The sequence below is a fragment of the Nonomuraea sp. KM88 genome (genome assembly GCF_052245635.1).
Lineage (GTDB): Bacteria > Actinomycetota > Actinomycetes > Streptosporangiales > Streptosporangiaceae > Nonomuraea.
On record NZ_JBQQCC010000009.1, the window covers coordinates 53,567 to 74,822 of the forward strand.

At 70.8% G+C, this 21,256-nt stretch carries 16 protein-coding genes; 7 read left to right on the plus strand and 9 right to left on the minus strand.

Features of this window, described 5'->3' with window-relative positions; genetic code table 11:
* Positions 1-54: 54 nt before the first annotated feature.
* From ACTWPV_RS25840 to ACTWPV_RS25865, 6 genes are all read right to left on the minus strand, one after another.
* Positions 55-1,749, minus strand: a complete 1,695-nt coding sequence (locus tag ACTWPV_RS25840) for a glycosyltransferase family 2 protein (RefSeq protein WP_443153754.1) — start codon at positions 1,747-1,749, stop codon at positions 55-57.
* The gene (locus ACTWPV_RS25845) at positions 1,746-2,858 is read right to left on the minus strand and encodes a glycosyltransferase family 2 protein (protein WP_443153755.1); all 1,113 of its coding nucleotides are present in this window, start codon (positions 2,856-2,858) and stop codon (positions 1,746-1,748) included. The genes ACTWPV_RS25840 and ACTWPV_RS25845 overlap by 4 nt, the downstream gene beginning before the upstream one ends.
* 91 nt (positions 2,859-2,949) lie before the next feature.
* Positions 2,950-4,239, minus strand: coding sequence for a homoserine dehydrogenase (locus tag ACTWPV_RS25850; protein ID WP_443153756.1), 1,290 nt, complete (start codon positions 4,237-4,239; stop codon positions 2,950-2,952).
* Positions 4,236-5,621 (minus strand): diaminopimelate decarboxylase, encoded by a 1,386-nt coding sequence (gene lysA / locus ACTWPV_RS25855; RefSeq protein WP_443153757.1) that lies wholly within the window; start codon positions 5,619-5,621, stop codon positions 4,236-4,238. The genes ACTWPV_RS25850 and lysA overlap by 4 nt, the downstream gene beginning before the upstream one ends.
* Before the next feature lie 124 nt (positions 5,622-5,745).
* Positions 5,746-6,369 (minus strand): anticodon-binding protein, encoded by a 624-nt coding sequence (locus tag ACTWPV_RS25860; protein WP_443153758.1) that lies wholly within the window; start codon positions 6,367-6,369, stop codon positions 5,746-5,748.
* Positions 6,370-6,379: 10 nt separating this feature from the next.
* The gene (locus tag ACTWPV_RS25865) at positions 6,380-8,194 is read right to left on the minus strand and encodes a hypothetical protein (protein WP_443153759.1); all 1,815 of its coding nucleotides are present in this window, start codon (positions 8,192-8,194) and stop codon (positions 6,380-6,382) included.
* A 104-nt stretch (positions 8,195-8,298) separates the two neighbouring features.
* On the opposite strand from ACTWPV_RS25865, the gene ACTWPV_RS25870 reads away from it, so the two are divergent.
* The gene (locus ACTWPV_RS25870) at positions 8,299-9,933 is read left to right on the plus strand and encodes an asparagine synthetase B family protein (protein WP_443153760.1); all 1,635 of its coding nucleotides are present in this window, start codon (positions 8,299-8,301) and stop codon (positions 9,931-9,933) included.
* 261 nt (positions 9,934-10,194) lie between these two features.
* Positions 10,195-11,931, plus strand: a complete 1,737-nt coding sequence (gene treS / locus ACTWPV_RS25875) for a maltose alpha-D-glucosyltransferase (protein WP_347643778.1) — start codon at positions 10,195-10,197, stop codon at positions 11,929-11,931.
* Here the strand turns inward: treS and ACTWPV_RS25880 are convergent.
* The 3 genes from ACTWPV_RS25880 to ACTWPV_RS25890 are packed head-to-tail and all read right to left on the minus strand — an operon-like array spanning position 11,918 to position 15,424.
* Complete coding sequence (locus ACTWPV_RS25880) at positions 11,918-14,185, minus strand: ABC transporter permease (RefSeq protein WP_443153761.1); 2,268 nt, start codon at positions 14,183-14,185, stop codon at positions 11,918-11,920. The genes treS and ACTWPV_RS25880 overlap by 14 nt on opposite strands.
* Before the next feature lie 7 nt (positions 14,186-14,192).
* Entirely contained in the window at positions 14,193-14,921 is a 729-nt protein-coding gene (locus tag ACTWPV_RS25885) for an ABC transporter ATP-binding protein (RefSeq protein WP_347643776.1), read from the minus strand.
* On the minus strand, positions 14,918-15,424 hold the full coding sequence (locus tag ACTWPV_RS25890; protein WP_347643775.1) for a PadR family transcriptional regulator: 507 nt from the start codon (positions 15,422-15,424) through the stop codon (positions 14,918-14,920). Before ACTWPV_RS25890 ends, ACTWPV_RS25885 begins: the two co-directional genes overlap by 4 nt.
* A gap of 129 nt (positions 15,425-15,553) precedes the next feature.
* Here ACTWPV_RS25890 and ACTWPV_RS25895 point away from each other — a divergent pair, with 129 nt between their 5' ends.
* From ACTWPV_RS25895 to ACTWPV_RS25915, 5 genes are all read left to right on the plus strand, one after another.
* Positions 15,554-16,801 carry an ABC transporter substrate-binding protein gene (locus ACTWPV_RS25895; protein ID WP_443153762.1) on the plus strand — a complete coding sequence of 416 codons (1,248 nt, stop codon included), beginning with the start codon at positions 15,554-15,556 and terminating at the stop codon, positions 16,799-16,801.
* A 7-nt stretch (positions 16,802-16,808) separates the two neighbouring features.
* A complete protein-coding gene (locus tag ACTWPV_RS25900; RefSeq protein WP_347643773.1) occupies positions 16,809-18,131 on the plus strand; it encodes an ABC transporter substrate-binding protein in 1,323 nt (440 codons plus the stop codon).
* Positions 18,132-18,143: 12 nt separating this feature from the next.
* Positions 18,144-19,520: an ABC transporter permease subunit gene (locus ACTWPV_RS25905; RefSeq protein WP_443153763.1), complete on the plus strand. Its 1,377-nt coding sequence runs from the start codon at positions 18,144-18,146 to the stop codon at positions 19,518-19,520.
* Between the two features lie 59 nt (positions 19,521-19,579).
* Positions 19,580-20,479 (plus strand): carbohydrate ABC transporter permease, encoded by a 900-nt coding sequence (locus tag ACTWPV_RS25910; protein WP_443153949.1) that lies wholly within the window; start codon positions 19,580-19,582, stop codon positions 20,477-20,479.
* A gap of 98 nt (positions 20,480-20,577) precedes the next feature.
* Positions 20,578-21,255, plus strand: coding sequence for a uracil-DNA glycosylase (locus tag ACTWPV_RS25915; RefSeq protein WP_443153764.1), 678 nt, complete (start codon positions 20,578-20,580; stop codon positions 21,253-21,255).
* Position 21,256 lies beyond the last annotated feature (1 nt).

The window sequence follows — 21,256 nt, forward strand, 5'->3', positions numbered from 1 at the left end:
CGCCGGCACCGCGGTGACCGTTCGCGCAGGCTCGGCTCCGGCCGCGCGGGGCGGTCAGCCGCGCAGGCGTTTGCGGAGGGCGCGTCTCATAGTGGTGGACACCATCGCGCGCAGGCTCTGCTGGGCGCGGTTGGCCGCGGCGATCTGGCGGCGCAGGGTGCCGACCTCGCGGCGCAGCTCGACGGTGCTCTTGCGCCAGCGCCCCGCCTCCTCTTTCCACTTCTCCACCTGTGCCCGCAGCCGCTCGTTCTCGCCGGCCCGCCTGGCCGCCTCCGTCTGCGCCTCGACGCGGGCCTTGTACGCCGCCCGCCGCCCGGCCGGCGGCTCGGGCTCGGCGGTGAACCCGTAGGTCTCGCCGTCGACCCAGGCGACCCCCGACACCGCGTCCACCGCGTCGTCGAGCTCCTCGTCCGGTGCCGCCACGATGCGGGCCCTGGCGAAGGCCGACGCGCGTTCCAGCCGCGCCGCGACGACGCCGTCCGCCGACTCTCGCAGCAGCACGTTCACCAGGCCGAGGCCCTCGTCGCGGGCCAGGTCGAGCAGGCGGGCGAGGGTGTCCTCGCCGGGCGCCCAGCCGGGCGGCAGGCGCAGCACGAAGGGCACGGCCGGGTCGATCTCTTCCGCGGACGCCAGGCGCACCCGGTGTTCGTGCTCGTAGTGGCCGTGGACCAGCACGAGTTCGAGGTCGGGGTCCTTCAGCGGCGCGCGGCGCTCGCCGCCGAGCCGCTCCCAGGGGCCGGTGAGGAGCACGGAGAGGTCGGGGACGGTGCCGGCGAGCAGGGCGTCCACCGCCGGCCGCACGGTGTCGTAACCCACGGTGCCGTCCATCACCACGGTCACGTACGGGATCTTCCACCGCCGCGCCGGATGGCCGCGCAACCAGCGGTAGGCCGGGATGCGGTCGGCGACGAAGGCGTGGCTCACCCGGTCGATCGGCTGTTTGTCGCGCATCCGCATGGTGGGCCCGAGGTGGTAGGCGCGGGCCTGCGGCTCGGGGACGAACACGGCTCCGGCCTGGGCGAGGCGGTAGCCCAGCTCGGTGTCCTGGCCGAGGATCAGGTCGTCGTCCATCGGGCCCGTCGCCGCGATCAGGCGGGCGTTGACGGAGGTCGCGCCACCGACGTGCAGGCTGAACGGGCGCTGCGGGTTGGCGGTGAGCCCGTCGGTGCGCTCGACCAGGTCGACGATCCAGGCGTGCGGCTCGGCCGGCTCGAACGCCGCCTCCAGGTCGTCGGGCAGCACCTCGGGCAGCGGGGCCTCGGTGAACCTGATGTAGCCGGTCACGACGGCGTAGGGGGCCGCGTGATGCCAGCGCATGTGGGCCTCGATCGCTCCCCGCGTGAGCACCACGTCGGAGTCGAGCCAGAAGATCACGTCGCCGGTGGCCTCGGCGAGCCCGGCGTTGCGGGCGGTGGCCCGGCCGGGCTTGTCGCATACGACCAGCCGGGCGGCCGTGCCCCCGGGCAGGCGCAGCGGGGGCGAGGTGCCGTTGTCGACGACGATGATCTCCGTCAGCGCGGCCGGGTACGTCTGCCGCGACAGGCCCTGCAGCACCAGGTCGAGCTTGTCCTGGCCGCCGTAGGCGGGGATGACGACGCTGACCGTGAGCTCCGGGGTGACGTGCTCAGGAGGGCCGAGAACCCGGTAGTCGTTGCCGCGCACCCTGACGTGACCGGCAGCCGTGTGCCGGGGCGTGGGCCGGGGCGTGGGCTGGGCGGACGCGCCGGCGGCGCCCCCGGGTGGCGTCATGCGGCTTCCAGCAGCAGGCTCGGCCGGAAGCCGCGCCACTGGTTGGCGGCGACCTTGAGGAAGTGGGCGAGAGGCAGTTGCCAGGTGTGGTCGGCGCTGAGCCCTCTGCGCAGGACGTAGCCCAGCCCGTGGGTGCGGTAGATTCGCGCGCCGGCCTTTTGCGCGGCTTTCAGAAATTCGAGATCGACAGCCCGAGGCACAGCAGGAAATCCCCCTATTTCCTCAAATTTTGAACGAGAAACCATGATGGTTCCTCCGGCCACGTGATCGGACCACACCTCGCTCGGATACCGCGCCCCGCTCGCGAACGTCGTACGCCTGATCGTCGCCTTGAGCGGCTCCAGGTAGAAGAACTCCGCGGTCGTGCCCACCACGTCGGCGCCGGTGTACGACATCGCCATGAACAGGTCGGCCAGGTGGCGGGGTCCGTACCAGTCGTCGTCGTCCCACTTGGCCAGGTGGTCGCCGCTCGCCAGCGCGGCCGTGCGGTTGAGCACCTCGCCGAACGGCACCGACGCCTCCGCCTCGATCCACCTCACCGGCAGCGAGCAGGACTCGGCCGCCTCGCGCACCTGCTCGAACCCCACCCCGTGCAACCCGAGCAGCACCTCGGCCTCGACCTCACGCTGGCGTTCCATCTGCGCCAGCGCCGCGCCGATCAGGCCTGCCCGTTTGCTCGCCATGACGATGCTGATCTTCGGGTGGATCGCGAGCGGGTGCGCCAGCCGGCGCAGGCGTACGCTGTGCTCCTCGCGCCGGAGGTCGGCCAGGGAGCGCGCGCCGCCGTCGGCGGCGTGGCCGAGCCAGTCGCGGTCGGTGAGCAGCTCGGCGAGGCCGGCCGGCACCCAGGGCTCCGCGCGTCCGGCCGTCAGCGGGACGCCGGCGGCGGCCAGGCTCAGCAGGCCGTCGAGCGGCACCTCGGCGGCGGGCCACTCGACCTCCAGGCCGCGCAGCGGGCGTAGCACGGGAACGTCGGGCGGCTGCCCGTCGACCGCCCAGCTCCCGTCGGCCCAGTGAAGGCGGCCCAGCCCTTGCTCCGGCGTGCGCACGAAGCCGCTGGGGGTGGCGGGCCCGATGGATGACCCGATGGAGACCGGGGCGGCGGACATGAAGGGCGCTCCTCGAACGCTCGGGACTCGGTCGGCGCCTACCTTACGCCCGATGCGCTGACCGCCAGCCACAATCTGGCACAGAAGTGCGCTAGTCGTCGCCTTCCACCCGCATGACGCTGGCCACCGCGCGGACGATGTCGAGCTCGCGCAGCCCCTCCATGGTCGCCGACAGCGCGGCGTCGGTGGCGCGATGGGTGACAATGACGAGCTGGGCGTCGTCGCCGTGGCCCTCCTGGCGCACCGTCTGGATGGACACGTCGTGCTTGGCGAACAGCTCCGCCACCCGCGCCAGCACGCCGGGCTTGTCGGCCACGTCGAGCGCCACGTGGCAGCGCGTGACGGTCTCCCCCATCGGGTGCACCGCCAGGTCGGCGTAGGTGGACTCGTCGGGCCCGCGGGTGCCGGCCAGGCGGTTGCGGGCCACGGCCACGAGGTCGCCGAGCACGGCGGAGGCCGTCGGCGCGCCACCGGCGCCCTTGCCGTAGAACATGAGCTGCCCCGCCGACTCGGCTTCGACGAAGACCGCGTTGTACGCCTCGCGCACCCCGGCCAGCGGATGCGACCTCGGGATCATCGCCGGGTGCACCCGCACCCCGAAGGAGCGGCCGTCGTCGGAGCGGGCGCAGATGGCCAGCAGCTTGATGACGTAGCCCATGTCCTTGGCGGAGGCGACGTCGGTGGCGGTGATCTCGGTGATGCCCTCGCGGTGCACCTCGGCGGCCGTGACGCGGCTGTGGTAGGCGAGCCCGGCCAGGATGGCGGCCTTGGCGGCGGCGTCGAAGCCCTCGACGTCGGCCGTCGGGTCGGCCTCGGCGTAGCCGAGGGTCTGCGCCTCCTCCAGGGCGTCGGTGAAGGACGCGCCCGTGGTGTCCATCTTGTCGAGGATGTAGTTGGTGGTGCCGTTGACGATGCCCAGCACCCGCTTGACGTGGTCGCCCGCAAGCGACTCGCGCAGGGGGCGCAGCAGCGGGATGGCGCCGGCCACACTGGCCTCGAAGTAGAGGTCGCCGTTGCCCTGGCGGGCGGCTTCGTACAGGCTCGCGCCGTCCTCGGCCAGCAGCGCCTTGTTGGCGGTCACCACCGACTTGCCGCCCGACAGGGCGGCGACGATCAGCGAGCGGGCCGGCTCGATGCCGCCGATGACCTCGATCACGATGTCGACGTCGTCGCGGGTCACCAGCGCCTCGGCGTCGGTGGTGAACAGCTCGGGGCCGATCTCGACGTCGCGCTTGCGGCCCAGCCGCCGCACGGCGACGCCGGCCAGCTCGAGCGGGGCGCCGATGCGAGCGGCCAGGTCGTCGGCCTGCTCGTGCATGAGCCGGATGACCTGGGTGCCGACGACGCCGCAGCCCAGCAGCGCCACTTTCAGCGGTTTCACAGCTGCCCCCTCAACAGGTCGTCCTCGGTCTCACCCTGCACGATCACACGGGACTCGCCGCGCGACACCGCCACCACGGCGGGTCGGGGCAGGTAGTTGTAGTTGCTGGCCAGCGAGCGGCAGTAGGCGCCGGTCGCGGCCACCGCGATCAGGTCGCCGGGGGCGAGGTCGGCGGGCAGGTGGCAGTCGCGCACGATGATGTCGCCGCTCTCGCAGTGCTTGCCGACCAGGCGGCTGAGCACGGGCTGGGCCTGGCTCTCCCGGCTGGCCAGCACGGCGGTGTATTCGGCGCCGTAGAGTGCCGTGCGCACGTTGTCGCTCATGCCGCCGTCGATGCTCACGTAGGTGCGCAGGCCCTCGACGTCCTTGACGGTGCCGACCTCGTAGAGGGTGATGCCGCCCGGGCCGACGATCGTGCGGCCGGGCTCGACCGTGAGGCGGGGCACGGGCAGGCCCGCGTCGACGCAGACCTTGGTGACGATCTCTCGCAGGCCGTCGGCCAGCTCCTTGATGTCGGGCGCCTCGTCGCCGTCGACGTAGGCGATGCCGTAGCCGCCGCCCAGGTCGAGCTCGGGCAGCACCACGCCGTGCTCGTCCTTGATCTGCACGAGGAGGGTGGTCAGCCGGCGCGCGGCCACCTCGAAACCGGCGGTGTCGACGATCTGGGAGCCGATGTGCGAGTGCAGCCCGACGAGCTCGAGCTGCGGCAAGGCGAGGATGCGGCGTACGGCCTCCGCGGCGGCGCCGGAGTTGAGCGACAGCCCGAACTTCTGGTCGTCGTGGGCCGTCGCGATGAACTCGTGGGTGTGCGCCTCGACCCCGGTGGTCACCCTGACCATCACCTTGGGCCGCTTGCCGAGCCGCTCGGCGTGGTAGCCGAGGCGGGCGATCTCCTCGAACGAGTCGACCACGATGTGCCCGACCCCGGCCTCCAGCGCCCTGGTCAGCTCGGCGGCGGACTTGTTGTTGCCGTGCATCGTGATGCGCTCCGGGGGGAACCCGACGCTCAGCGCGACGGCCAGCTCGCCGCCGCTGGCGACGTCGAGCCCGAGACCCTCGTCGCGCAGCCAGCGCACGATCTCCTTGCACAGGAACGCCTTGCCGGCGTAGTGGACGTCGGAGTCGGCGAACGCCGTGGCGTAGTCGCGCATGCGCGAGCGCACGTCGTCCTCGTCGAGGACGTACAGCGGGGTGCCGTGATCGCGGGCCAGGTCGCGGACGTCCACGCCGCCGACGGTGAGCGCGCCCTGCTCGGCGCGCGTCGACGTTCGGGACCAGATCGCGGGATTGATGCGGTTGATGTCGGCGGGCGCCAGCGGCGGGCGCTCGTGGGGCATCATCTCGGCGTGGCGGTCCCCGGCGGGATGGGCGTATCGACTCACCCGATCGAGGCTATCGGAACCGCCACCCCTCCCAGGACTCGTGACCACGGATCGAGACGCGATCACGCCCTAGAAGGGATATTTTTACGCCATTTCGCCGTTTGGCCGGATATTTTGTGAGCCATCAGAACCGATCAGGCCCGACGAGCACCCTGCCGACCGCCTCCGCCAGCCGCACCCGCGCCGTGTGCACCGGCTCCGCCGGGGCGTCCCCCACCGGCACGGCGGGCGCGCGCTCGTGCGCGTCGTGATAGGCCAGCGCCAGCCGCACGAGGTACGCCTCCCACCGCGGATCCCTGCTCGCCAGCCGCCCCGGCAGCTCGGCCAGCACCCGCAGCACCCTCCGATCGTACGGGTCGGCCGGCAGCCCGGCGGGATAGCCGCCGGACGGCACCCCCAGCTCGCGGGCCCACCGCCGGACGGCGCAGGTCCGCGCGTGGCCGTAGCGCACCACGAAACCGGGGTTGTCCCAGGTGCGCGGGAAGTCGGGCCACCCGGGATCGGGGATGTCCAGCGGCTCCACAGCCTCGACCAGCTCGCCCGGCACGCTCACGACGATCCGCAGGAACCCGTCCTCGCGCACGTCCACGCAGGACACCCCGCCGACCTCGCGCACCCGGGCGGCGAGCGCCGCGGGCGGTACGCGCCGCCGCAGCGCGGCCGCCGAGACGTACGCGGCCTCCCGCTCCCACGTCCCCTCGGGCGCCGGCGGCTCCCCCAGCACCTCGGCCAGCTCGCCGGGCGTCATGGCGACGGCCTCAGATGAGGGCGTGCGGCTCGGCGGAGCCGTACTCGACCAGGAGGGCGGCGCCCAGCAGCCAGCGGTCCTCGTCGCGCACGCGCACGTAACCGAACCGGTCGGCCGAGAACACCTTGATCCCGTCGGTGCGGCACTGCCGCATCAGCACCTCGTCCCACCCGTCGGTGAGGTCGGCGAAACGCAGCTCGCGCAGCGTGTTCCTACGCGCGAGCAGGGTCGCGCCGGCGATCTCGGGAAGGTAGGAGTATTCGGCGTCCGGCTGCTTGAGCAGCGTGGCCTGCGGCTTGCGCAGGTGGGCGTAGTAGGCGGCCTTGCCGACGATGTCGGCGGTGCTGAACAGGAACGCCCGCCGCAGGTCGGACAGGTAGTGGGCGCCGTAGACGTCGCGCGGGTCCATGACCGCCACCAGGTCGGCCTCGCACAGGTCGATGCCGGCGTTGAGCATCGCGCCCCCGGTCATCGACGGCTGCGGCCTGCGGTAGATCACGTCCACGTCGGGCAGCACGTCGCGGGCCCGCAGCTCGGCCTCCGGCGGACCGATGACGATGAGCTGGTCGACGCCCGACTGCTTGGCGACCTGCGCCAGCGCGTGCTCCATCAGGAAGGGGTCGAGGATGGGCAGCAGGACGGAGGTGTTGAGCGTGGCGCGGGCGCTGGGCAGGCCGATCGCGTCGAGCATCTCGTCGATCCGCTCGGTCATCGTGCCCATCTGGTACGCCCTGCGCAGCGCCACGTGCGCCCGCCGCGCGTCGGGTTCGGTGCCGATGGCCGTGCCGCAGGCGGCGATCTCGGCCAGCCGCCACTGGGGCGTCCCCGACGGGCAGTCGGCCGCGGCCGGCCAGCGGTAGGAGGTCAGCACGTCGGGGTAGGCCAGGTGGCCGGGCAGGAGCTGGTCGAGCGTGAGCACCCGGTCGATGCGCCCGCCCGCCAGCGGCAGCGGGTTGTGCACCCGGGGCTGCACCCCGAACTGCAGCCGCGGCCACGCCACGGTCAGGTCGGTCGTGAAGCGGTGCTCGAACAGCTCGGCCGCCGCGGCGTAGGCGGCCACGTCTCCCCCGGTGTGCCAGAAGACCGTGCGGATGCCGCGCTCGGCACACCAGGCCAGCAGCGCCTTGAGCCCCTCTCCGGGCTCGCCGGTGATCTCCTCGGCCCACGGGCCCTGCGTGACGGACTCGACCACGAGCAGGTGGGGCACCTCCAGCGGGAGCACCCTGGCGAAGTCGCGCGGCGTGAAGCCGGTCGTCTGCCGCCACTCGTAGCGCAGCAGCGCCTCGGCGTGCGGGTCGGCGATCACCGCCGCCGTGAGGTGGGGTCGCGTGTTGGGGCCGGTCGGCACCCGGAACGGCTTGAGCTTGAACGAGGCGCCGCCGAGCGTCCTGGTGGTGCTGGTGGCCTGGAACGCCGCTCCAGGGCGCTCGTCCTTGGCCTTGCCCGCGCCGGCGACGGGCTTGCGCTTGGGCGCGGACGGCCGCTTGACCGGCTTGGCGGCGCCCCTCAGCCCCTTGGCCAGCCGCATGGGGTTGTTCCTGCCGCTCTTGATGGCGTCGCCGAGCCGGTTCCATCGCGCGACCTTGATCGAGGAGAGTTTCCAGTTGGCCACCTCGGCCTGGAAGCGCTGCTCGGCCAGCTCCTTGCGGAGCTTGTCGGCCGCCGCCCGCTCGATCTCCAGCCGTTCCTCGGCCTCGCCCAGCTGCTCGGCCAGCGCCCTGGCCTCCTCGGCGCTCTGCTCCGCCGCCGCCAGCTTGGCCTGGGCGGCGCCCAGCAGCCTCGCCAGCTCGGCGGCGCGCTCGGCCTGCGCCACGGCATCACGCAACGCCCTCCGCGTGCTTTCCAGCTCAGTAGACAACCGGCCCTCCGCTCTCTCGGCCCGGCAAAGGATACTCTTTTGCAGCAAGCGTCTCGAAGGGATGAGATCCGGTGCAGTTCAACGTGCGGCCCTACGTATGCGGCGCTCTCGGCCGGATCGACACCGCCATGCTCGGCAAGCTGACCGCCGCGGGCCCGAAGGTCCGGCCGGCGCTCCAGACGCCCGAGGCCGCACTGTTCAGCTCCACGCCGCTGCCGCCCTACCATCGCGCCGGCGGGGGGTTCGCGTTCTCCTGGGGCGAGCGCAAGCCCGCCGGGCCGGACGACTGGATGGCGGTCGCGGAGACGTACGAGACCCCCGGCCTGATCGGCGACGGCCGCCGGGTGACCCTCCATACGGGGGCGCTGGGGCTGGTCGACGTCTACTACGTGCGCCACGGCGACGCGGTCTACTTCTCGTCCCTGATCCAGCCGCTGCTCAGCCTGGTGCCGATCGAGATCGACTGGGCGGCGTGGGCCTCGATCATCCAGGCGACGTTCCCGATGGGCGAGGCGACCCCGTACACCGAGGTCAAGCGCCTGCCGGGGTCGAGCGCGCTGGTGTTCGAGCACGACAGGCCGATGATCGAGCGCAGGCTGCCGCGCTGGCTGCGTACCGAGCCCTACGAGGCGTGGATCAGCCCGCACGAGATCGTGGAGCTGCTGCACGACGTGTACGCCGGCTACGAAGGGCGCAAGCTGCTCGTGCCGGTCAGCGGTGGCTACGACTCGCGCCTGCTGGCGAGCGTGGCCAAGGCTCGCGGTGCCGACGTCGAGTCGTGGACCACCAGCCCCGACGACGGCACCGACACCGACATCGCGTTCGCCCAGTCGATCACCAGGGAGCTGGGCATCCCGCACCGGGTGATCACCCAGGACGCCGCCGACTATCCCGCCGACGCGGTCGACGTGGCCCGCAGGCTCGAATACCTGACGCCTCACCACGCCTGGTACGCCCCCTTCGCCAAGGAGGTGCACGGCTCCGGCCGCATGCTGATCGACGGGCTGGCGGGCGGGCCGCTGCTGAAGAACTTCATGGTCAGCGGGGCGGCCCTGGAGGCCAGGACCCAGGCCGAGCGCTCGGCCGCCGTGCTGAGGTCGCTGTCGCTGGGCGCGCCGTCGCAGCCGTTCCTGTCCAAGGCGGCGGCGGAATGGATGGAGGAGACCGTCCGCGAGCAGTTCCTGGCGGCCACGTCCATGCTCCACGGGCACCGGGCCGAGCTGCCGCTGTCGGTGCTGCACACCAGGACCGTGCGGGGCATCGCGCGCTCGGTGGTCAACCTGGTGGGCCCCGAGGCGTCGTTCGCGGCGCCGTTCATCCATCCGGGCTTCTTCGACGCGGCGCTGTCGGTCGGCGTGGCCCGTAAGGACAAGGGGCGCTTCTACCGCGAGGTGCTGCACGCCGCCAACCCGCGGGTCGCCGCGCTGCCGTCGACCAACGTCGTCAAGCAGCCGCTGCGGCGGGTGCCGCTGCGGTCGACGGCCGTTCCTGCCCGAAATTATTCGCACCGGATGCTGGAGACCCTCGTGAGCCGGGTCCCGAGCCTGCTGTCGGATGAGCTGCACGAGGTGATCGCGGGCGGCCCTGACGCGCTGACCAGGTTCAACGGGTGGAACGATCGTTTCTGGGTGCGCGGTTTGGTGCTGTTCGGGCTCTGGCTGAGCGACTTCGAGAACGACCTCTCGGACGTCGCTCCACCTTTTTAGTGAACTCTGGGTAACAGGGTGATTACATACCGATCTCTCGGGTATCAACCCGGCACAGCAGAAGCGGGTTCCGGAAAGCCAACGGGCTGGTAGTGTTCGGCCCGTAAGCGCCGCACAAACGGGCACCAGATCACAAATCCGGTCTCGTTCATGGGCATGGGGTTCGCAGGGATGACGACTCCAGGCGGCGCGGTCACCAGATAAGAACGCCGGGGTAACCGGTGACTTCGTCCTGCCCACATCTCTTCCTGTGAGCGACATATGATCAACGCATCCCCAACACCGGAGCCGATCTCCGAGGCGTTCGTCTCGGAAGATCCAGCCTGGTACAAGCGGGCGGTGTTCTACGAGATCCTCGTCCGGGGGTTCAAGGACTCCAACGGCGACGGCACCGGCGACCTGCGCGGTCTCATCGAGAAGTTGGGCTATCTCGAGTGGCTCGGTGTGGACTGCCTGTGGCTGCTGCCGCTGTACGAGTCGCCGCTGCGCGACGGCGGTTACGATATTTCGGACTATATGAAGATCCTGCCGGACTTTGGGGATCTGGGCGATTTCGTCCAGCTGATCGAGCGGGCGCACGAGCGCGGCCTGCGAATCATCACCGACCTCGTGATGAACCACACCAGCGATCGGCACCCCTGGTTCCAGGCGTCCCGGCACGACCCCGAAGGGCCGTACGGCGACTTCTACGTGTGGTCCGACCACCCCGGCGCCTATCCGGACGCGCCGATCATCTTCATCGGCGCCGAGGAGTCCAACTGGACCTACGACCCGGTGCGCAAGCAGTACTACTGGCACCGGTTCTTCCACCACCAGCCGGACCTGAACTATGACAATCCTGCCGTGCAGGAGGCGATGCTGGAGGTGCTGCGCTTCTGGCTCGACCTGGGCATCGACGGGTTCCGGCTGGACGCGGTCCCCTACCTGTTCGAGCGCGAGGGCACGGCCTGCGCCGGGCTGCCGGAGACGCACGCCTACCTGAAGAAGATCCGCGCCGAGGTCGACCGGCTCTACCCCGACCGGGTGCTGCTGGCCGAGGCCAACGGCTGGCCCGAGGACGTCGTGGAATACTTCGGCGACCCCACCACGGGCGGCGACGAGTGCCACATGGCCTTCCACTTCCCGCTGATGCCGCGCATCTACATGGCGGTGAAGAAGGAGACCCGCGAGCCGATCTCCGAGATCATGTCGCGCACCCCGAAGCTCCCCGATTCGGCCCAGTGGGGCATCTTCCTGCGCAACCACGACGAGCTCACGCTCGAGACGGTGACCGAGGAAGAACGCGACTACATGCACAGCGAATATGCCAAGGACCCGCGCATGCGGGCCTACCTCGGCATCCGGCGCCGGCTCGCCCCACTGCTCGACAACGACAGGGACCGGATCGAGCTGTTCACGGCGCTGCTGCTGAGCCTGCCGGGCTCGCCGGTCATCTACTACGGTGACGAGATCGGCATGGGCGACAACATCTGGCTGGAGGACCGCGACTCGGTCCGCACACCGATGCAGTGGAGCCCCGACCGCAACGCCGGGTTCTCCAACGCCGACCCCGGACGCCTCTACCTGCCCGCGGTCATGGACCCGATCTACGGCTTCCAGGCGGTCAACGTGGAGGCCCAGCAGCGCCATGAGGGCTCACTGCTGCACTTCACCCGCAAGATGCTGGAGATCCGGCGCAGGCACCCGGTGTTCGGCGTCGGGGCGTACACCGAGATGTGGTCGTCGAACCCCTCGGTGCTCACCTACGTGCGCGAGGACCGCGACGACGCGATGTTGTGCGTCAACAACCTGTCGAAGTTCCCGCAGCCGGTCGAGCTCGACCTGCGCCGTTTCGAGGGCATGGTCCCCGTCGAGGCGCGCGGCGGGGTGCGGTTCCCGCCGATCGGCGAGCTGCCCTACCTGCTGACGCTGCCGGGGCACGGGTTCTACTGGTTCGCGCTGAAGCGGGAGGAGACCGCGCGGCCGGGCGCGGTGAGCGGACCCGTCAGCGCGCGGTGACGGGCACCTGGGCGCGGGCCGCGCGGCGGGCCGGGATCAGCGCGACCGCGAGGGCCGTGCCCACGGCGATCACCACGGCGACGGCCAGCGTCAGTGGCGAGGGCGGCCGGCCGATGCCGGCGCCCACGCCACTGGTGTGACCCTGCAGGTCGATCAGTCCCGTGACGACGGAGGCGCCGGCGGCGGCGCCCGCGCCGACGCCGAGCACGACCAGCAGCCCGGTGCCGGTCACGAGCGTGGCCATGACCTGCCGGGGCGTCAGGCCCATGGCCTTCAGCACGGCCAGGTCGAAGGCGTGGTCACGCAGGCCGAGCGCGCTCGCGGTGAGCAGGTTGGCCAGGCCGATCAGGGCCAGCACGGCGATCAGCGCCACGATCACGACCCTGATGATCGACAGGCGGTCCGCGGGGTTGACCGCGGCCTGCACGTCCAGGCCCTCGGCCGACTCGGCCAGCAGCCGGCCGCGCACCTCCGCCCGGTCGGCGCCCGGCCTGAGCGCGAGCGCGTAGTATTCCGGCGGCACGGAGTCTTTCGCGGCCAGGCTGTCCAGCCCCACCGAGAGCACCACGCCGTCCTGGTCGGGCTCGACGGTCCTGCCGACGATCCTGACGATCAGCGGCGAGCCGCCCACCGTCAGCCGCACCCGGTCGCCGATCTTGATCCCGAGCAGGTCGAGCAGGCCCTGCCCGGCGACGGCCTCGCCCTGACGGGCATATCCGCGGCCCTCGACCACGGGGTACGGGTAGGGGTCCGTGGAACTGCCGACGGCCCGCACCCGCACCGAGCGGGCCTCCCCCGGCGCCAGGGCGTTCACGTCGGTGCCCGGATAGACCGCGGCCACGTCCTTGTCGCGCCCGGCGATGCGCCCGGCCTCCGACGCCTCCAGCTTGCCCGGCCTGACGTACAGGCCGGCGTGCTGGCCGACCTGTTCGGGATGGCTGAGAAAGTTGTCGAGCGTGGCCCACACGCCGAGGCCGATCGTGATCATCATCATCGGCACAGCCAGCCCGAACGCCGTCAGGAACGCCGGCACCCGCCTCGTGAAGGCGTCCCTGGTGCCGAGGACGAGGGCGGGCGGGAGGCGTACGAGGAGGGCGAGCCTGGCCAGCCTGGACAGGTGGCCGCGCGGCGGCGAGGCGGGCGCCGCGGGGATCGGCGGAGTGCGGCCGCCGCGCCACGCGGGCAACCCCACCGCGGCCAGCACCACCAGCGCGGTGCCCGCGACGATGGCCAGCACCGGCACCGGCGCCACGGAGGTCGGGCCGAGCACCGCCGCCATCACCCCCCAGCCCGCCAGCGCGCCGAGCGCGACCCCGAGCAGGCCGAGCGCGCCGTGCTCGACCACCAGCAGCAGCGTGATCTGGCCTCTGGTGAAACCCATCGACTTGAGCGTGGCCAGGTCACGCAACTGGCCGAGCACCCGGCCGCCGGCCGCGTTGGCCAGCGCGAGCGCGGCCGCCACCAGCCCGACCACCCCGAACAACGCCAGCAGCGTGCCGAGCAGCCGGTTGTCCAGCTCCATGGCGCCCCTGACCTCGCGCCAGGTGTAGACGCGCTGGAGCTGGTCCTCCAGCATGACGACCACGCGCTGGGAGACGACCTGCGCGGCGTCGGGATCGGCCAGGCGCAGCCCGGTCACCCACTCGCTGCGGCCCATCATGGGCTCGATCCGGTCGAGCGTCCCGGGCAGCACGTAGGCCAGGCCCGGCGTCCACTCGGGGTAGAAGCCGTGCTCGGCGGTGTCGGCGATGCCGCGTACGTACAGGGTGTGGCGCTCGCCGCTGAGCGCGATGATCGTGAAGGGCGCGCCGGCCTCCAGCCGCAGCGACGACGCGAAGGACCGCTCGACGACCACGCCGTCCGGCTGGGCGGGGTCCAGCCAGTCGCCCTCCGCCACCAGCGGGTGCGCCACCCCCGCCGGCCGGGCCGGCATCGCGCGCAGCGCCGCGGGCTCTCGCCTGCCGTCCTGGCCCACGGTCACGGGCGCCGAGCGGTACGGGCCCGCGATCTGCGTCACGCCGTCGATGCCCCCAAGAGCGACCTCTGGGCTGTCACCGGTGTAGAACCACACATGGGCGCCGTCGGTCTGGGCCGACAGGCTCCGCCACGGGTTGGTGCCGTCCTCCAGCAGGGTCACCGCGGTGATCAGCGCGGCCACGATGCCCGCCACGGCCAGCACCGTCAGCACCGCCTGGCCCTTCCTGGCCCGCAGGTCGGCCTTGATCCACCGCCTGCCCGCCAGCGCGGTGCTCATAGGTCGCTCACCGGAGGTCGATCACTTCACCGGCGGTGCCCGTGCGCCTGCGGGCGATGCGGCCGTCGTCGACGATCTCCCCGTCGAACAACGAGACCACCCGGTCGGCCAGGGCGGCCACGCGGGCGTCGTGGGTGACCATGACGATGCTCTGGCCCTCCTTGTGCACCTTGCCGAGCAGGCGGAGCACGTCGCGCGTGTTGCGGCTGTCGAGGTTGCCCGTGGGCTCGTCGGCCAGCAGCAGGGTGGGCTGGTTGGCCAGCGCCCTGGCCAGCGCCACCCGCTGCTGCTCGCCGCCGGAGAGCTGGGCCGGCGCGGCGTCGGCCCTGTCGGTCAGGTCGAGCGCGCCGAGCAGGCTCTCCCTGCGCTCGCGGGCCACCTTGGGTGAGACGCCGGCCAGCAGGGCGGGCAGCTCGACGTTGTCGCCGACGGTCATGTTGGCGACGAGGTTGAAGAACTGGAAGACGAACCCGACCTTCTTGCGCCGCAACAGCGCCCACGCGCTCTCGGAGAGGGTGTCGACGCGCTTGCCGTCGAGCCAGATCTCGCCGCTGGTCCTGGCGTCGAGCCCGCCCAGCATGTGGACGAGCGTGGACTTGCCCGAGCCGGACGGACCCATGATCGCGACGAACTCGCCCGGCTCGACCTGCAGATCCACCCCGCGCACGGCGGGCACGGGGATGGCACCATCCTGGTAGATTTTGACCAGATTGACCGTTTTCAGCACGGCGCTCATGCCAGATCCTCCTGGCAACGTTCGAGCCAGTCAAGATCCGCCTGGAGGTGGAGCATGGCGCCCTCGATGAGCAGCATCGCCACCCGGTCGGACGGGGACGTGCGGTCGAGGAGGTCGTTGAGGTCACGCATCAGCGACAGGTAGTGGCGGCGCTGCCTGTTGATCAGCGCCATGCGGTCGGCGATGCCGGTCAGCGGGGCGAGGACGAGCTTCATGAAGAACTCGTCGCGCACCCTCGGACCCTCGGTGGGCTCGTCGACCCAGGTGGTGAGGTGCTCGCGGCCCTTGGCCGTCAGGTAGTAGACCTTCTTGTTGGGCCGGTTGGACTGCTCGACATCCACCGCCCTGACCAGGCCGTCCTTCTCCAGCCTGCCGAGCGTCACGTATATCTGGCCGATGTTGGGGGAGGGGTAGGCGCCGCCGAAGGTCTGCTCGAGAGCTTGTTTGAGCTCGTAGCCGTGAGCCGGCTCTTTGGCCAGGAGCGCCAGCAGGTGAAGCCGCACCGCCCCACCTCCCCGCTGTGTTACGCATGCGTTACGAAGATATCCGTTGACCTACAGATTACCGCTGTGCATAACATGAATGCATCTACCTAACACGTATGTAAACCCTCTGAACACACGGAGGAAACAGTGCTCCGCCCGCTCGTGCTCCTGCTGGCCGTGGCTCTCGCGGCCGGATGCGCGGCGGCGGGCGACGAGAGCGGCGGCGCGACGAGGACGGGCGGCACCGGGCCCATCACGTTCGCCACCGGACGCGACACCACGACATACCTGCAGCCCTTGCTGGACCGCTGGAACCAGGCCCATCCGGCCGAGAAGGTGACGCTGCTGGAGCTGCCCGAGGCCGCCGACGAGCAGCGCGCCCAGATGGTGGCCAACCTCCAGGCCCAGAGCAGCCGATACGACGTGCTCGGGCTCGACGTGGTGTGGACCGCCGAATTCGCGGAGAACGGCTGGATCATCCCCCTGGAGCGCGGGTTGTTCCCGCTCGACAGGTTCCTGCCGCCGGTCGTGGAGACGGCTGTCTACAAGGGCAAGCTCTGGGCGGTCCCCTACACGAGCAACGCGGGGCTGCTCTACTACCGGACCGACCTGGTCGACAAGCCGCCGAGGACGTGGGCCGAGCTTCGCGACCAAGCACGAAAGATCACGAAAAAGCATGACATAGATGGGTATGCGGGGCAGTTCCTGGCGTACGAAGGGCTCACGGTCAACTTCAGCGAGGCCGTGCAATCAGCCGGCGGCCAGATCGTCAGCCGCGACGGCAAAGAGGTGACCCTCGACCCCGCCCAGGGCGGGACCGCCCTGGGCTTCCTGCTCCAGGGGCTGCGCGAGGGCTGGATCCCCGAAGAGTCGCTGAGCTACAAGGAGGAGGAGTCGCGCCTGGCCTTCCAGGAGGGCAGGCTGGCCTTCGCCCGCAACTGGCCCCACGCGTACGGCCCCGCGAAGGCCGAGCTGGGCGACAAGGTCGCGGTGACCAGGCTGCCTGGGCTCGACGGGCCGGGGTCGAGCGCGCTGGGCGGCGCCAACCTGGCCGTCAGCGCCTTCTCCAAGCACCAGCACACCGCGCAGGAGTTCATCCGCTATTTCACGAGCCTGGAGAACGAACGCCGGGTGCTCACCGAGGGCTCGTTCCCGCCCGTGTGGACCGAGCTCTACGACGACCCTGCCCTGATCAAGCGCTTCCCCTACCTGCCGGTGCTCAAGGAGAGCATCCTCGCCGCCAAGCCACGGCCGGTCAGCGCCAACTACAACCAGCTGAGCCTGGTGATCGCCAGTTCGGTCGCCAAGGCCCTCACCAACCCTGCCACCGAGTCCGCCGACGACGTCGCGGCCTCCATGAAGTCCGAACTCGAAGAGATCATCAGAACCCAGTGAGGCAGCCATGCGAAGAAGCAGAGCAGCAGCGATCCTGGCCGGGCTCGCGGTAGCGGTCGCCGCCTGCGGCAACGCGCCGACGACGACGGAGCCCACCGCCTCGGGGTCGGCGCCGGCCACCGGCGGCGACAAGACGCTCGAAGGCGTGACGCTCGAGGTCGCGGCCAAGTGGACCGGGGCCGAGCAGAAGAACTTCGAGCAGGTGCTCAAGGCCTTCACCGACAAGACGGGGGCCAAGGTCACCTACGCCTCCACCGGCGAGGACACCGGCGCCTACCTCGGCCCCCGCATCCAGGGCGGCAACCCGCCCGACGTGGCGATCCTGCCGCAGCCCGGCCTGGTCCAGCAGTACGCCGAACAGGACGCGCTCAAGCCGCTGAACGACGCCGTCATCAAGGAGATCGACACCAACTACACCCCCTACTGGAAGGAGCTCGGCTCCGCCGACGACAAGGTCTACGGCGTGCTGATCAAGGCGGCGCACAAGTCGCTGGTCTGGTATCGCTCGCAGGCGTTCGACGACGCGGGCGTACAGGCGCCGACCAACTGGGACGAGCTGGTCAAGGCCGCGCAGACCGTCGCCGACTCCGGCACGCCGCCGTTCTCCTTCTGCGGCGCCTCCGGCTGGACGCTGACCGACCTGTTCGAGAACGTCTACCTCTCCACCGCGGGCCCGGAGAACTACGACAAGCTCTCCAAGCACGAGATCCCGTGGACCGACCCCACCGTGGCCACCGCGCTGGAGAAGATCCAACAGATCGTGAGCAAGCAGGAGTTCCTGGTCGACGGCGTCTCCGGCACCATGCAGACCGACTTCCCCACCTGCGTGAGCAAGGTCTACGGCACCAAGAAGGCCGCCATGGTCATCGAGGCCGACTTCGTGGCCGTCGAGGCCGACCAGTCGGGCGCCAAGGTCGGCGAGGAGGCGAAATACTTCCCGTTCCCCAAGGTCGGTGACACCGCCCCGGTCGTGCTCGGCGGCGACGTCGCGGTGGCCATGAAGGACTCCCCCGGCGCCATGGCCCTGCTGCAGTTCCTGGCCTCCAAGGAGGGCGGCGAGGTCTGGGCCAAGCTGCCCGGCTACCTGTCGCCCAACAAGAACGTCTCCCCCGACAACTACCCCGACGAGCTGACCAAGCAGCTCGGCCAGACCATCGTCTCGGCCGGCGACACCGTCCGCTACGACATGTCCGACCTGGCGCCGAGCGCGTTCGGCGGCACCGACGGCAAGGGCGAGTGGAAGGTGCTGCAGGACTTCCTGCGCGACCCGTCCGACGTCAAGGGCGCCCAGGAGGCGCTCGAAGCCGAGGCCAAGAAGGCCTGGAAGTAAAGAGGTAAGGCCGTGACCGAACGGTTGGACGGCCCGCAGGACCCGCCCGCGAACGCCGCGGGCGGGCCCTCCACCGGACCGGCTGAAACCCCCCAACGCAAGCGACGCCTCGGCCCCTCCCCGGCGGTCGCCATCGCCTTCCTCCTCCCGGCGGCGCTGCTGCTGGGCATCTGGGTGATCTATCCGATCGCCTACTCCATCTTCAGGAGCCTGTTCGACTCGACGGGCACCGGATTCGTGGCGCTGGGCAACTACACCACGATCTTCACCGACGCCGGCACCCTCACCACCATCCGCAACAACCTGATCTGGGTGGTGGTCGCGCCCATCGTGGTCACCACGATCGGCCTGATCTTCGCGGTGCTGACCGAGCGGATCAGGTGGGCGACGGCGTTCAAGCTGATCGTGTTCATGCCGATGGCCGTCTCTCTGATGGCGGCCGGCGTGATCTTCCGGCTCGTCTACGAGGAGAGCCCCGACAAGGGCCTGGCCAACGCCGTGCTCACCACGGTGCACGACACGTTCTCCTCCTCGCAGGGCTACCCGGAGGCCCGCCCGCGCGGGGGCGACGAGTCCCCGGTCGCCGAGCAGGACGGCGCGGTCGTCACCAAGCAGCCCGCGCAGGCGGGTCAGCCCGTGCTGGTGCCGATCGTCGGCGTCAAGCCGGAGCTGGTGCCGGGCGACGCCCAGCCCGCCAGGGCCCCCGCGGCCGGCGACGGGCTCTCGGGCACCGTGTGGTTCGACTTCACCCCCGGAGGCGGAGGCACGAACAACGCGGTCGACGCCGCCGAGAAGGGCCTGCCCGGCATGACCGTCGAGGCGGTGCGCGACGGCCAGGTCGCCGCGACCGCGACCACGGCCGGCGACGGGTCCTTCCGCTTCGAGGGGCTGCCCGCCGGCTCCTACGTCGTACGGCTGCCCGCGTCGAACTTCGAGGCCGCCTACGGCGGGCTGAGCTGGCTCGGCCCGACGCTCATCACCCCGGCGATCATCGGCGCGTTCGTCTGGGTGTGGGCCGGCTTCGCCATGGTGCTGATCGCGGCCGGGCTGGCGGCGATCCCGCGCGACGCGCTGGAGGCGGCCCGCATCGACGGCGCGAGCGAGTGGCAGGTGTTCCGCAAGATCACGGTGCCGCTGCTCTCGCCGGTGCTGCTCGTCGTCTTCGTGACAATGATCATCAATACGCTGAAGGTGTTCGACCTGGTCTTCATCATCGCGCCGGCCTCGGTCCAGCCACAGGCGAACGTGGTCGCGCTGGAGATGTGGCGCGTGTCGTTCGGCGGCGGCAACAACCAGGGCCTGGGCAGCGCGCTGGCCATCTTCCTGCTCATCCTGGTCCTCCCCTTCATGATCATGAACATCCGCAGGTTCAGGAGGGAGGACACATGAGCGAGCCCATCGACAGGCCCGGCACGCCGGACGCCTCGGGATCCGACGGGGAGGGGCACATGACCACGGCGACGGTCACGGCGCCGGCCGAGACGTACGCGGGAGCGCCGCGCAGGAGCCTCGCCGGCAGGCTCGCGGACCGTCTCGGCGGCGGGGCGGTCCAGGTCGTGATGGTGCTGCTCGGCCTCTTCTGGCTGGTGCCGACGCTGGGCCTGCTCGTCGTCTCCATGCGGACCTCGGAGGTCAACAACGCCGAGGGCTGGTGGACGATCTTCACCAAGCCGGCCGAGCTGACCGTCGACAACTACGCCAACCTGCTGGGCAGCGGCTTCACGGCGTCCTTCTGGAACACCGTGCTGATCACGGTGCCGACCACGGTCCTGGTGATCGGCATCGCGGCGATGGCGGCGTACGCGTTCGCGTGGATGGACTTCCGCGGCCGTGACACCGCGTTCCTCGTCGTCGTCGGGCTGCTGATCGTACCGATCCAGATCGCGCTGATCCCCGTCGCGTCCCTCTACGGCGCCGCCGACATGTTCGGCTCGATCGCCGGCGTGGTGCTGTTCCACGTGGCGTTCGGGCTGCCGTTCGCGATCTTCCTGCTCCGCAACTTCTTCGTCGGCATCCCCAGCTCGCTGCTGGAGGCGGCGCGGATGGACGGCGCGTCGGAGTGGAAGATCTTCGCGTCGGTGGTCTTCCCGCTGGGCAAGCCCGCCATCGCCTCGCTGGGCATCTTCCAGTTCCTGTGGGTGTGGAACGACATGCTCATCGCGCTGGTCTTCGCCGACACCGGGAACCAGCCGATGACCAAATATCTGCAGTCGCAGATGCGGCAGTTCGGGTCGAACGTCGACATCCTCTCGTCCGGCGCGTTCCTGTCGCTGATCATCCCGCTGGTGCTGTTCTTCGCGTTCCAGCGGTACTTCGTCCAGGGCATGATGGCCGGCTCGGTCAAGTGACCTCGCGGGCGCCCGCCGTACCGATGTGATCATTCCGGTACGGCGGGCGACCGTGTTTTGCCCGCAAGCCGTACCAGACATGGCTAAGCTTCACGCCCATGGCTGGTCGTCCTCTTCATGAAATCGTCGATGCCGGATGGGCGCGGGCGCTTGAGCCCGTCGCCGCGCAGATCGCCCAGATGGGCGAGTTCCTGCGCAAGGAGATCGCGGAGGGCCGGCATTATCTCCCGGCCGGCGCGCACGTGCTGCGTGCTTTCAGCCAGCCTTTCGACGACGTCAAGGTGCTGATCGTCGGCCAGGACCCCTACCCCACGCCCGGCCACCCCGTCGGGCTGTCGTTCTCCGTCGCCCCCGACGTCCGGCCGCTGCCGGGCAGTCTGGTCAACATCTACAAGGAGATGGAGAGCGACCTCGGCCTGCCCCGGCCGGCCAACGGCGACCTCACGCCGTGGGCGGAGCAGGGCGTGCTGCTGCTCAACAGGGTGCTGACCGTGATGCCCGGCAAGCCCGCCTCCCACCGGGGCAAGGGCTGGGAGCAGGTCACCGAGCAGGCCATCCGCGCCCTGGTCGCGCGCGACAAGCCGATGGTCGCCATCCTGTGGGGCCGCGACGCGCGCAACCTGGCGCCGATGCTCGGCGACGTGCCGCGCGTCGAGTCCGCCCATCCCTCGCCTCTGTCGGCCCGCAGCGGTTTCTTTGGCTCGCGGCCGTTCAGCCGCGCCAACGAGTCGCTGGTTCAGCAAGGTGCGGCACCTGTGGAGTGGAAGCTCCCCTAAC

Excerpts from the sequence above, each read along its gene's own strand:
- ACTWPV_RS25880 (WP_443153761.1), bottom strand. The coding sequence starts at position 14,185 with ATGAGCACCGCGCTGGCGGGCAGGCGGTGGATCAAGGCCGACCTGCGG.
- ACTWPV_RS25860 (WP_443153758.1), bottom strand. The coding sequence starts at position 6,369 with ATGACGCCCGGCGAGCTGGCCGAGGTGCTGGGGGAGCCGCCGGCGCCC.
- ACTWPV_RS25885 (WP_347643776.1), bottom strand. The coding sequence starts at position 14,921 with ATGAGCGCCGTGCTGAAAACGGTCAATCTGGTCAAAATCTACCAGGAT.
- ACTWPV_RS25915 (WP_443153764.1), top strand. The coding sequence starts at position 20,578 with ATGGCTGGTCGTCCTCTTCATGAAATCGTCGATGCCGGATGGGCGCGG.
- ACTWPV_RS25840 (WP_443153754.1), bottom strand. The coding sequence starts at position 1,749 with ATGACGCCACCCGGGGGCGCCGCCGGCGCGTCCGCCCAGCCCACGCCC.
- ACTWPV_RS25900 (WP_347643773.1), top strand. The coding sequence starts at position 16,809 with ATGCGAAGAAGCAGAGCAGCAGCGATCCTGGCCGGGCTCGCGGTAGCG.
- treS (WP_347643778.1), top strand. The coding sequence starts at position 10,195 with ATGATCAACGCATCCCCAACACCGGAGCCGATCTCCGAGGCGTTCGTC.
- ACTWPV_RS25910 (WP_443153949.1), top strand. The coding sequence starts at position 19,580 with ATGACCACGGCGACGGTCACGGCGCCGGCCGAGACGTACGCGGGAGCG.
- ACTWPV_RS25845 (WP_443153755.1), bottom strand. The coding sequence starts at position 2,858 with ATGTCCGCCGCCCCGGTCTCCATCGGGTCATCCATCGGGCCCGCCACC.